Raw genomic sequence first — 11,768 nt, forward strand, 5'->3', positions numbered from 1 at the left:
CACCGGCCTCACCGCACCGTCCGCGCCCGTTCGCCGCGGACGGGCGTGGACGTGGTGATCCCCACACGTGCGCGACATGGGGAACCGGACGAACCGGTCGTAGCGTTGAAAGTTCTCGACGAGGACTCGCGAGTCCTGACGGGGGCACTTGGGACTGTGACGGGGACACTCGGGGTTTTGGGGAAATCGGCAACGATGGAGAAGCGTGTGATGACGGTCAGTAAGCGGCGCAAGGGCCTGACGGTCGCGTCCGCACTGCTCGGCGGAGTGCTGATGCTCTCGGCCTGTTCCGGCGGCGGCGACAGCGCCTCCGGGAGCGACGGCGGCGACAGCTCCCAGTCGAAGGTCGACGAGGCCGCGGCCGAGAAGGCGTCCGAGGCCCAGATCAAGATCACGCCCGAGGACGGCTCCGACAACGCCTCCATCAACAACTCCGCCGCCGTCACCGTGAGCAAGGGCACGCTCACGAGCGTCAAGATGACGACGTCCGACGGCGCGGAGGTCAGCGGCCAGATATCCGCCGACAAGACCAGCTGGAAGCCCAGCACGCAGCTGGAGCGCTCCACCACCTACAAGCTGGCGGCGGAGGCGAAGGACTCCGACGGCCGCGTCGCCCACGAGAACGCCTCGTTCACCACGGTCTCCCCGGCCAACAGCTTCATCGGCAACTTCACCCCGGACGACGGCCAGACCGTGGGCGTCGGCATGCCGGTCTCGATCAACTTCGACAAGGCGATCACCGACAAGGCCGCCGTCCAGAAGGGCGTCAAGGTCAGCACGACCAGCGGCCAGGAGGTCGCCTGCCACTGGTTCAACGCCAACCGCATGGACTGCCGCCCCGAGGACTACTGGAAGGAAGGCTCCACCGTCACGCTGAAGCTCGCGCTCGACGGTGTCCAGGGTGCCGAGGGCGTCTACGGCGTCCAGCAGAAGACGGTCACGTTCAAGGTCGGCCGCAACCAGGTCTCGTACGTCGACGCGAAGACCAAGCAGATGAAGATCACGCAGGACGGCAAGGTCGTCCGGACGATCCCGATCTCCGCCGGCTCGCCGGAGAACAAGACCTACGAGGGCATCATGGTGATGTCCGAGAAGTTCAAGGAGACGCGCATGAACGGCGCGACCGTGGGCTTCACGGACGACGACGGCAAGGGCGAGTACGACATCAAGGACGTGCCGCACGCCATCCGCCTGTCCAGCTCCGGCACCTTCATCCACGGCAACTACTGGGGCGCGAAGTCCATCTTCGGCAACGCGAACACGAGCCACGGCTGCGTCGGTCTCCAGGACGCCAAGGGCGCGGACGACCCGAACACGCCGGGCGCCTGGTTCTTCAACAACTCGATCCTCGGTGACGTGGTCGTCGTCGAGAACACCGGCGACAAGACCATCGCGCCGGACAACGGGCTCAACGGCTGGAACATGAACTGGGCCGACTGGAAGGCCGGTTCGGCGGTCTGACGACTCCGTAGCCTCACGCGAGAGCCGCCGCTCTGCCCCGGTTTCGGGGGTGAGCGGCGGCTTCCGTTTTCTCCCCGGCTCCGGTGTCAAGGGGAACACGCGTGCGCAATCGTCATGCCCTGTAACGGAGTTCCGGCAGCCGTGTAACAGCCGGCCCACGGATCTCTTACCTCTCTCTCAACTATTGAGTGCCTGATCACCCGTCGGCATACTGCGTATTCCGGGGGGTGTACGTCCATGCGTACGAGACCACCCCCGGCCGGGTGAACGGGGAATTCGCCCGGTACTTCTGCAAGGGGGAAACTTGCGCAGACAAGTGAAAAGGGCGTGCGCGGCCACGGTCGCCACAGCAGCAGCCGTGGCCCTGGCGGCGGGTATGACCAGCCCGGCGTCGGCGAACGGCGAGCAGACGACCGCAGCCGCCAAGCACGCGTCGGTCACCGCCAAGCACCGCATCACACTGATCACGGGTGACCGGGTCGTCCTGGACGCCAAGGGCCGTGTCGTCGGCCTGGAGCGGGCCAAGGGACGCGAGGACATCCCCGTCCAGATCCGCAAGCTCGACGGCCACACGCTCGTGATCCCGGCCGACGCGGCCCGCCTGGTCGCCACCGGCAAGCTCGACCAGCGGCTCTTCGACGTCACCGAGCTCAACAAGTCCGCGACCCGCAAGGCCCAGAAGAAGGGCCTGAAGGTCATCGTCGGCTACCAGGGCAGCGCCGCGGCCACCAAGGCCGACGTACGCGACGCGGGCCGGCTGAGCCACTCTCTGAAGACCGTGAACGCGGACGCGGTGCAGACGCCGAAGGAGGACGCGCCCGAGCTGTGGGACGCGGTCACCAACGGCGACAAGACCGCCTCCGGCATCGCGCACGTCTGGCTCGACGGCGTCCGCAAGGCCAGCCTCGACAAGTCCGTCCCGCAGATCGGCGCCCCCAAGGCATGGGCCGCCGGCTACGACGGCAAGGGCGTGAAGATCGCCGTCCTGGACACCGGTGTGGACGCCACCCACCCCGACCTCAAGGGTCAGGTGATCGGCGCCAAGAACTTCACCACCTCGCCCGACACGACCGACAAGGTCGGCCACGGCACGCACGTCGCCTCCATCGCGGCCGGTACGGGCGCGAAGTCCGGCGGCAAGTACAAGGGCGTCGCGCCCGGCGCGAAGATCATCAACGGCAAGGTGCTCGACGACAGCGGCTTCGGCAGCGACTCCGAGGTCCTCGCCGGCATCGAGTGGGCCGCCGCCGAGGGCGCCGACGTCATCAACATGAGCCTGGGCGGCGGCGACACGCCCGCGATCGACCCGCTGGAAGCGGCGGTGAACAAGCTCTCCGAGGAGAAGGGCGTCCTGTTCGCCATCGCGGCCGGCAACGAGGGCGACTTCGGCGAGCAGACCATCGGCTCCCCGGGCAGCGCCGCCGCGGCCCTGACCGTCGGCGCGGTCGACGACAAGGACGTGCTCGCCGACTTCTCCAGCCGCGGCCCCGGCCTGGACGGCGCCCTCAAGCCCGACGTGACCGCGCCCGGCGTGGACATCACCGCGGCCTCCGCCCCGGGTAACCAGATAGCCCAGGAGGTCGGCGAGAACCCGGCCGGCTACATGTCGATCTCCGGTACGTCGATGGCGACCCCGCACGTCGCGGGCGCGGCGGCGCTGCTGAAGCAGCAGCACCCGGAGTGGAAGTACCCCGAGCTGAAGGGCGCCCTCACCGGCTCCACGAAGGGCGGCAAGTACACGCCGTTCGAGCAGGGTTCGGGCCGCATCCAGGTCGACAAGGCCATCAAGCAGTCCGTGATCGCCAACCCGTCCACGGTGAGCTTCGGCGTCCAGCAGTGGCCGCACACCGACGACAAGCCGGTCACCAAGGAACTGACGTACCGCAACCTCGGTACGAAGCCCGTCACGCTGAAGCTGGCGTCGACCGCCACCAACCCGAAGGGCCAGGCCGCCCCGGCCGGCTTCTTCAAGCTCGGCGCCACGTCGGTGACCGTCCCGGCAGGCGGCAAGGCCTCCGTCCCGTTCACCGTGAACACCAAGCTGGGCGGCACGGTCGACGGCGCCTACTCGTCGTACGTGACGGCGACGGGCGGCGGCCAGACCGTCCGCACGGCCGCCGCCGTGCAGCGCGAGGTCGAGTCGTACGACGTCACGCTGAAGTTCGTCGGCCGTGACGGCAAGCCCACCAAGAACTACAGCGCTGACCTGGCCGCCGTCTCGGGCCTGGGCAAGGGCAAGTTCTTCATGCCGTACGAAGAGGACGGCACCGTCACCACCCGTGTGCCCAAGGGCGGTTACGTCCTCAACACGAACGTCTTCGTGGGCGACGACCCGGAGAAGTTCCAGGGCGCCGACTGGCTGGCCCAGCCCAAGCTGAACGTCACCAAGAAGACGACGGTCACGCTGGACGCCCGCAAGGCCAAGCCGGTGAACATCACCGTGCCGGACAAGGCCGCCAAGTCGGAGTTCGCCTACGCCGACTACACGGTGGAGACGAAGGACTCCAGCTACGGCTTCGGCTGGATGCTCGACTCCTACGCCGACATCCGCACCGCGCACGTGGGCCCGCAGATCACCGACAATTCGGTGACCCAGCAGTGGGACGGCCACTGGTCCAAGGGTGACAAGGAGCAGTACGACGTCACCGGCGGAGGCAAGGTCAAGCAGCTCGCCACCGGCTACACCAAGCACTACAAGGCGAGCGAGCTCGCCACGGTGAAGGCGGGCCTCGGCGCCGCGGCGAAGGGCAAGAAGGGCGCGATCAGCGCCGTGGGCTGGCTGCCGTGGAGCAGCGGCGCCTCCTCGATCGGCATCGAGCAGTCCCTGCCCGGCACCCGGACGCTGCACCTGTCCACCACGGGCGGCGTGCAGTGGGGGCTCGACTTCACCCAGTACGGCGGTGTCGACGCGGACGGCTTCCCGGTCGACGAGGCCGCCTACTCGCTGGGCACGCAGAAGTTCGCCGCCGGCAAGACCTACTCGAAGACCGTCAACACGGCCGTCTTCGGACCGCGCATCGACGGCGACTTCGGCATCTTCCGTGAGGGCAACCAGCTCTTCGGCTCCCTGCCGCTGTTCGCGGACGGCAAGCGCAACGTGGGCTACTCGACCTTCTCCGCGGTCGACACGACGCTGTACCGCAACGGCAAGAAGGTCGGCAGCAACGACGACCCGCTGTTCGGCGAGAAGCAGTTCAAGGTCCCGGCGGGCGACGCCGAGTACAAGCTGACGACGTCGGTCAAGCGCAGCGTCAAGGTCGCGGCGGCCTCCACCCGCATCGACGCGAGCTGGACGTTCCGCTCCAAGAAGACCACCGAACTCAAGCAGCTGCCCGCCTCCACGGCCCGCTTCGGCGCGGCCACGGGCCTGGACAGCAAGGTCCCGGCCGGCAAGACGGTCAGCATCCCGGTCACCGTCGAGGGCGCGGCCAAGGGCAGCAACCTGAAGTCGCTGTCGGCGTACGTGTCGTACGACTACGGCAAGACCTGGAAGAAGCTCACCGTCAAGAAGGGCAAGGTCAGCTTCAAGAACCCGGCGAAGGGGAAGGCCATCTCCTTCCACGCCAAGATCGCCGACAAGAAGGGCAACAAGTCGACGGTCTCGATCTACAACGCGTACTACGGCAAGTGAGCCGCAGGGCTCGCCCGCAGGGTGAGCCGTAGGAATCGGCTGTAGGACTCGTCAGTGAGCGGCCCGTCGGAAGCCTCGGCTTCCGGCGGGCCCCTCGCGTTCACTGAGCCGTCGTACCGGTCCCCGCCCGGGTCGCGTCCGCGCCCCAGCTCGCCAGCAGCCGCAGCGCCTCCGCCGACGGGGAGCCCGGTTCCGCGTGGTACGTGATCAGGGACTGCTCGGACTCGTCGACCAGGCGGAACGTCTCGAAGGACAGGGTCAGGTCGCCGACGAGCGGGTGCCGCATCCGCTTGACGCCGTAGCTCTTCTCCTTGACGTCGTGCGCGGCCCACAGCCGGCGGAACTCCTCGCTCTTCACGGAGAGCTCGCCCACCAGGGCGGAGAGCTTCGGGTCGTCCGGATGGCAGCCCGCGTCCATGCGCAGAAAGCCGACGATGTCGGACGCCTTCTGGTCCCACTCGACGAACAGCTCGCGGTAGTCGGGCCTGAGGAACACCAGCCGCGCCCAGTTCCGCTCCGGCGCCGGCAGCTCCGCCCAGTCGCCGAAGAGGGCCGCGGCCATCCGGTTCCAGGCCAGGATGTCCGAGCGCCGCCCGACGACGTACGCCGGGACGGTGTCGATCGAGTCCAGCAGATGCCGCAGCGCCGGCCGGACCTGCTGGGCCCGCGCCGTCTGCTTCTTCTTGTGCTGTTTCGGCTTCGCCAGGTGCGTCAGGTGGGCGTGCTCGGCGCCGGTCAGCCGCAGGGCGCGCGCGATCGCGTCGAGCACCTCCGCCGAGACGTTGCGCCCGTTGCCCTGCTCCAGCCGTGTGTAGTACGCCACGGACACCCCGGCAAGCTGGGCCAGCTCCTCACGGCGCAGCCCCGGAACCCGGCGCCGCCCGAAGTCGGGCAGCCCCACGTCCTCCGGCTTCAGCCGGGCGCGGCGGGTGCGCAGGAACTCGCTGAGCTCGGCACGCCGGTCCAGGCCCCCGCCGGTCTGAGGTGCGGGCTCCTGTGCGGGTTCGGGCTGTTCGTCCATGCCCTCCAGTATTCATGGTCGTACGCACACGAACCTGACCCCGCCAGTGGTACGCACGCTGTGCGTACGCAAAACCGTGGTCTGGGTAGACGCTCGCGGGTCTGGCACGGTGGTGATCGTGCCCGGTCGGAACATCAGAAGGCAGCCGGGCACGGAACCTGCTAGGAGAACCCCCGGCATGACCACTGTTGCTGCGTACGCCGCCCCCGCGCCCAAGGCTCCGCTGGAGCGCACCACCATCGAGCGCCGCGAGGTCGGCGAGTACGACGTCCTGATCGACATCAAGTTCGCCGGAATCTGCCACTCCGACATCCACCAGGCCCAGGAGGGCTGGGGTGAGGGCATCTTCCCGATGGTCCCCGGCCACGAGATCGCCGGTGTCGTCTCCGAGGTCGGCCCGGGCGTCACGAAGTTCGCCGTCGGCGACCGCGTGGGCGTCGGCTGCATGGTCGACTCCTGCCGCGAGTGCGAGAACTGCAAGGCCGGACGTGAGCAGTACTGCGTCAAGGGCAACGTCCCGACCTACAACGGCATAGGCAAGGACGGCGAGCCCACCTACGGTGGCTACTCGCAGAAGGTCGTCGTCGACGAGAACTTCGTCGTCCGCATCCCCGACGGCCTCTCCCTCGACGTCGCCGCGCCGCTGCTGTGCGCCGGCATCACCCTCTACTCCCCGCTCAAGCGCTTCGGCGCCGGTCCCGGCAAGAAGGTCGCGATCGTCGGCCTGGGCGGCCTCGGCCACATGGGCGTCAAGATCGCGCACGCGCTGGGCGCCGAGGTGACCGTGCTGTCGCAGTCCCTGCGCAAGCGCGAGGACGGCCTGAAGCTGGGCGCTGACCACTACTACGCCACCAGCGACCCGAAGACCTTCGAGGAGCTGGCCGGCACCTTCGACCTGATCGTCTCCACGGTCTCGGCCCCGCTGGACTTCGGCGCCTACCTGTCGCTGCTGAAGACCGAGGGCACGCTGGCCAACGTCGGCGCCCCCGAGGAGCCCATCTCCCTGAACCTCTTCTCGGTGATCGGCGGTGGCAAGAGCCTCGCCGGCTCCATGATCGGCGGCATCGCGGAGACCCAGGAGATGCTGGACTTCTGCGCCGAGCACGGGCTCGGTTCCGAGATCGAGCTGATCCGCGGTGACCAGATCAACGAGGCGTACGACCGGGTGGTCGCCAGCGACGTGCGCTACCGGTTCGTGATCGACACCGCCACCATCTGACACCGACGGCTTTCGCCGAGACCGACGGCTTCACACCCGCCCTGAGGGCCACGGCAGCGCGCCGGGGTACTCAGGGCGTTCGTCATGCACGAGGAGGTGCCCGCGGGGTACCCGTGGGGGAGTGCACCAGGGGCCAGGTACGTCAGGGGAGGCCCGCCATGACCGTGCAGCTGAACCACACCATCGTCGCCGCGCGCGACAAGCGCGTCTCGGCCCGGTTCCTCGCCGACATCCTGGGGCTGGACGTGAGCCCGCCCTACGGCCCGTTCCTCCCCGTCGAGATCCCCAACGGCGTGACGCTCGACTACATGGACAGCCCCGGCGCCATCACGTCGCAGCACTACGCCTTCCTCGTCTCGGAGGACGAGTTCGACGAGATCTTCGCCCGGATCCAGGAGGCCGGTCTGAGGTACTGGGCGGATCCGTTCCACAGCCGTCCCGGCGAGATCAACCACAACGACGGCGGCCGCGGCGCGTACTTCGACGACCCCGACGGCCACCGCTTGGAGATCATCACGCGGCCGTACGGCAGCGGCGGCTGAGCCCTCGCACCCCAGCTCGTCGCGTCTTCGCGCCCCAGCTCGTCACATCTTCGCGCCGCCCTTCGTCATACCGGCGAAGGCGACATCAGAAGGCGAAGAACTGGGGAGCAGCCATGACATCACCGATCCTGGTCACCGGCGGCACGGGCACTCTGGGCGGTCACGTCCTGCCGCTGCTGCGCGCGTCCGGCCACGACGTGCGGGTGCTCACCCGGCAGGCCCGTCCCGCCACGGACGGCGTCGAGTACGTCACCGGCGACCTGCTGAAGGGCGAGGGCGTCGAGGCCGCCGTCGACGGCGTGGCGACCGTGCTGCACCTGGCGGGCGGCCCCAAGCGCGACGACGAGGCCACCCGCACCCTGGTGCGCGCCGCGTCCCGGGCCGGCGTACGGCACTTTCTCTACATCTCGGTCATCGGCGCGGACCGGGTCCCCCTGGCCTGGATGCGCACGAAGCTGGAGTCGGAGCGGGCCGTCTCCGAATCCGGCATCCCCTGGACGACCCTGCGCGCGGCCCAGTTCCACGACCTGGCGCTGACCATGGTCGAGAAGATGGCGAAGCTGCCGGTCTTCCCGGTGCCCGGTGGCCTCCGGCTCCAGCCGGTGGACTCGCGGGAGGTCGCCGCCCGCCTCGCGGAGCTGACCCTCGGCGACCCGTCCGGCCTTGTCGCGGACATGACGGGACCGGACGTCCACGACCTCGCGGCCCTGGCCCGCCCCTACCTCCGCCTGCGCGGTCGGCGCCGCCCGATGCTGCCGGTGCGGATCCCCGGGAAGGCGGGGCGGGCGTACCGGGCGGGGGCGAACCTGACGCTGGAGGGGGCGGAGGCGGGGAAGCGGACCTGGGAGGAGTTTCTGCGGGAGAGGCTCGGCTAGGGGATGTCCGCCAGGGGTGTCGGGGCACCGGTCGTCACCCGGAGCGGCTCGGCCGGTCCTGCTCTCCGAAGGTCCACACGGCACGGGACCCCGGGCCGACGACGAGGGCCGAGTGGCCGATCCGCTCCTCGTGCCGGTACGACACCGGCCTGTTCAGCGACATCTCGACCTGCCGCAGACCCACCTGGTCGAGCGGCACGGCGTCGAACCGCAGCGTGGTGCCGCCGCCCTGCGCGACGGCGCCCCCGCCGGGCAGGGACCGTACGGCGAACCCGCCGGCCTTCAGCAGCGGCACCGTGTTGGCGAGGTCCCGGGCGGTCACCGCGAGCCGGATGCCGGTCACGTCCCGCATCAGGTGGTCGCGGTAACCGTCGGACAGGTAGCGCTCCCGGCCCACGTCACCGGGGTGTGCGGCGGGCTCGGTGTTGCCGCGCGGGTCGGCGAAGTACTCCGGCCGGTACTCCATGCCCCAGGCGCCGAAGAGGTCGTACTCGTCGGTGGTGAAGACGGCGTCGAACCAGGGCACCGGGACGCCGTCGCCGAAGTCCCGGGTCTGCCGGAACTCGACGGGGTCGCTGATCCCCAGCTCGCGCAGCCGCGCTGTCACCTTCGCCAGGTCGCCCTCCCGCTCGGTCGAGACGCCCATGCCGGTGGAGCCGAGGGTGCCGTCCTTGCCGGGGAGGTCGCCGGTCCCGAACAGCTCGATGTACGTCTCGCGCCCCATCAGATAGCGGCCGGTCCAGGTCTGCCCGCCGGCACCGGTCGTGGTGCGGACCTGGAAGTTGGCGAAATCCCTCAGAAAGGCGGAGTGCTCGATGGCGTCCGCGGTCTCCCGGTCGAGCACGCCGTAGGCGTGGTTGTAGAAAAGGAGCTGCCGCCCGCCGTCCTCGGCCCGCGCGGAGCTCACCCCGCCCTGGACCGCCCCCGCGAGGGCCAGGGCGATGACCATGATCATCTGTAATGCTCGTCTGACCGTCATGCGCAGGAGCGTAGGGCGGGAGGAAGCGCTTCCGCCGGGGATCGAGGCCTTTGTCAGGAGCCCTGTTCGGGAGCCCTGTTCGGGAGCCCTGTTCGGGAGCCCTGGCCGGGAGTCCTTGGCCGGGAGTCCTGGTCAGGGGGTCTTGGTCAGTGGCCCTTGGTCGGGGGGCTCCTGTCCGCCCATGTCGAGACGGAACGGGGGGTACCGGTCGGTCATCAGGGCGGCGTACGCGGTCACCCGGGCGCACCAGCGGGCGAGGCCGATCAGGAAGTCGAAGAGGTGCCGCGGATAGCGGGCGGTGAACAGCAGGACGACCACCGCGACCAGCGAGAGGAACGGCATCAGCCCACTGCCCCGCCAGCCGCCCCCGTCGTCCCAGCCCGACCCCCAGCCACCGCCCACGAACATCGCGACGACGATGTACTGCGGGATCGCCAGCAGCCACCACTTCACCAGCACCAGTCCGCGCGAGAGCCGCTCGGGGTAGGCGACGTCGAAGCGGGCCGGATAGTCGGGCACGTCGGACAGGGTGAACGGCGGGTACCGGTCGGTGCCGAGCGCGGTGTGGGCGTAGTAGGTGACCCGCCAGTTCCACCGCAGCACGCCGACGTTGAAGTCGAACAGGGAGCGGGGGTAGCGGGCGGTGAACAGGATGGCGAAGAACGCGACGACGCTCACGAGCACGAACGCGATCCACAGGAAGAACAGCACGATGTAGTGCGGGATGGCGAGCAGCCACTTCACCAGCCACAGCCATCGGGACAACCGGGCGTCGAGGGACGCCTCCAGACGTACGGGCGACGCGGTGACAGGAATCATGGGGCGGAACTCCCTTCGCTTGCAGGCTCGCAAGCGAGAAGGAGCCCCGCGACCTGGGCGGGGCCGTTCGCGCGCCCGGGGGCGTTCGCGTGTCCGGGACCGTTACGAGGGGACAGGGGCGGTGCTGTCGGGTTCGTCGGCGCCGTCCGGTTCCTGTGGCGGATCGCTGAGCTGCTCCCGCACGTAGTTCCAGACCACCGCGATCAGCGCGGCGATCGGGACGGCCAGCAGACTGCCCACGATGCCGGCCAGGCTGCCGCCCAGCGTCACCGCCAGCAGCACCACGGCCGCGTGCAGGCCGAGCCCCCGGCTCTGGATCATGGGCTGGAACACATTGCCCTCGAGCTGCTGCACCACGACGATGATGGCCAGCACGATCAGCGCGTCCGTCAGGCCGTTGGAGACGAGCGCGATGAGGACGGCGACGAAACCTGCGAACAGGGCGCCGATGATCGGCACGAACGCGGACACGAAGGTCAGCACCGCCAGCGGGAGCACCAGCGGTACGCCCAGGATCCACAGGCCCAGGCCGATCAGAACGGCGTCGAGCAGGCCGACGGCCGCCTGGGAGCGCACGAAGGCACCCAGCGTGTTCCAGCCGCGCTCGAACACGGTCGGGACGTCGGCGGCGAGCCGGCCGGGCAGCTGACGGGAGAGCCACGGCAGGAACCGCGGGCCGTCCTTGAGGAAGAAGAACATCAGGAAGAGGGCGAGAACGGCGGTGACCAAGCCGTTCACCACGGTGCTCACGCCTGTGACGACAGCGCCGACCATGCTGCCGAGGCCCTCCTGGGCGCGGGCGACCGCGGTGTCGAAGGCCTTGTTGATCTGGGCGTCACCGATGTTCAGCGGCGGCCCGGCGGCCCACTCGCGCATCTTCTGGATGCCCTCGACCACGCCGTCGGTCAGCTGACCGGACTGGGACGCCACGGGCACGGCGATCAGCGCCACGACACCCGCGGAGACCAGCAGGAACAGCACGGTCACGACCGACGCGGCGAGCGCGGGCGGCCACCCGCGGCGACGCAGGACACGGGCGGCGGGCCAGGTCAGCGTGGTCAGCAGCAATCCGACGACGAGCGGCCAGACAACCGACCACATCCGGCCCAGCAGCCACAGAGCCACTGCCAGCATCACCAGCACCAGCAGCAGCTCTGCGGAGACACGGGCCGATATCCGGAGCGCGTCACGGGTCTTCGTGGAACTCAAGGGCGCAGTCAC

9 protein-coding genes are annotated in these 11,768 nt (G+C 69.4%); 5 read left to right on the forward strand and 4 right to left on the reverse strand.

The window, feature by feature from the left end:
* Window positions 1-195 precede the first annotated feature (195 nt).
* Both CP976_RS27370 and CP976_RS27380 read left to right on the forward strand, forming a co-directional pair.
* Entirely contained in the window at window positions 196-1,461 is a 1,266-nt protein-coding gene (locus CP976_RS27370) for a L,D-transpeptidase (RefSeq protein WP_190146883.1), read from the forward strand.
* Between the two features lie 316 nt (window positions 1,462-1,777).
* Window positions 1,778-5,092, forward strand: a complete 3,315-nt coding sequence (locus tag CP976_RS27380; RefSeq protein ID WP_150482728.1) for a S8 family peptidase — start codon at window positions 1,778-1,780, stop codon at window positions 5,090-5,092.
* Window positions 5,093-5,192: 100 nt separating this feature from the next.
* Here the strand turns inward: CP976_RS27380 and CP976_RS27385 are convergent, their stop codons facing one another.
* Window positions 5,193-6,113 (reverse strand): helix-turn-helix transcriptional regulator, encoded by a 921-nt coding sequence (locus CP976_RS27385; protein ID WP_150482729.1) that lies wholly within the window; start codon window positions 6,111-6,113, stop codon window positions 5,193-5,195.
* 178 nt (window positions 6,114-6,291) lie between these two features.
* Here CP976_RS27385 and CP976_RS27390 point away from each other — a divergent pair, with 178 nt between their 5' ends.
* The 3 genes from CP976_RS27390 (at window position 6,292) to CP976_RS27400 (ending at window position 8,749) form a co-directional block, all read left to right on the forward strand.
* Window positions 6,292-7,332 (forward strand): NAD(P)-dependent alcohol dehydrogenase, encoded by a 1,041-nt coding sequence (locus CP976_RS27390; RefSeq protein WP_150482730.1) that lies wholly within the window; start codon window positions 6,292-6,294, stop codon window positions 7,330-7,332.
* Between the two features lie 158 nt (window positions 7,333-7,490).
* Window positions 7,491-7,874, forward strand: a complete 384-nt coding sequence (locus CP976_RS27395; RefSeq protein ID WP_150482731.1) for a VOC family protein — start codon at window positions 7,491-7,493, stop codon at window positions 7,872-7,874.
* Between the two features lie 113 nt (window positions 7,875-7,987).
* Window positions 7,988-8,749, forward strand: coding sequence for an SDR family oxidoreductase (locus CP976_RS27400; protein WP_150482732.1), 762 nt, complete (start codon window positions 7,988-7,990; stop codon window positions 8,747-8,749).
* Window positions 8,750-8,783: 34 nt separating this feature from the next.
* On the opposite strand, the gene CP976_RS27405 is transcribed toward CP976_RS27400, so the two are convergent.
* From CP976_RS27405 to CP976_RS27415, 3 genes are all read right to left on the reverse strand, one after another.
* Window positions 8,784-9,704: a DUF5829 family protein gene (locus CP976_RS27405; protein ID WP_150485528.1), complete on the reverse strand. Its 921-nt coding sequence runs from the start codon at window positions 9,702-9,704 to the stop codon at window positions 8,784-8,786.
* A 156-nt stretch (window positions 9,705-9,860) separates the two neighbouring features.
* Window positions 9,861-10,547 (reverse strand): DUF4389 domain-containing protein, encoded by a 687-nt coding sequence (locus tag CP976_RS27410; protein WP_150482733.1) that lies wholly within the window; start codon window positions 10,545-10,547, stop codon window positions 9,861-9,863.
* A gap of 102 nt (window positions 10,548-10,649) precedes the next feature.
* On the reverse strand, window positions 10,650-11,756 hold the full coding sequence (locus CP976_RS27415) for an AI-2E family transporter (protein ID WP_190146898.1): 1,107 nt from the start codon (window positions 11,754-11,756) through the stop codon (window positions 10,650-10,652).
* Window positions 11,757-11,768 lie beyond the last annotated feature (12 nt).

The organism is Streptomyces coeruleorubidus (genome assembly GCF_008705135.1).
GTDB classification, from domain to species: Bacteria; Actinomycetota; Actinomycetes; order Streptomycetales; family Streptomycetaceae; genus Streptomyces; species Streptomyces coeruleofuscus.

Coding starts and splice junctions, on each gene's coding strand:
- CP976_RS27370 (WP_190146883.1), top strand. CDS start 196: ATGGAGAAGCGTGTGATGACGGTCAGTAAGCGGCGCAAGGGCCTGACG.
- CP976_RS27385 (WP_150482729.1), bottom strand. CDS start 6,113: ATGGACGAACAGCCCGAACCCGCACAGGAGCCCGCACCTCAGACCGGC.
- CP976_RS27390 (WP_150482730.1), top strand. CDS start 6,292: ATGACCACTGTTGCTGCGTACGCCGCCCCCGCGCCCAAGGCTCCGCTG.
- CP976_RS27395 (WP_150482731.1), top strand. CDS start 7,491: ATGACCGTGCAGCTGAACCACACCATCGTCGCCGCGCGCGACAAGCGC.
- CP976_RS27400 (WP_150482732.1), top strand. CDS start 7,988: ATGACATCACCGATCCTGGTCACCGGCGGCACGGGCACTCTGGGCGGT.
- CP976_RS27405 (WP_150485528.1), bottom strand. CDS start 9,704: ATGATCATGGTCATCGCCCTGGCCCTCGCGGGGGCGGTCCAGGGCGGG.
- CP976_RS27410 (WP_150482733.1), bottom strand. CDS start 10,547: ATGATTCCTGTCACCGCGTCGCCCGTACGTCTGGAGGCGTCCCTCGAC.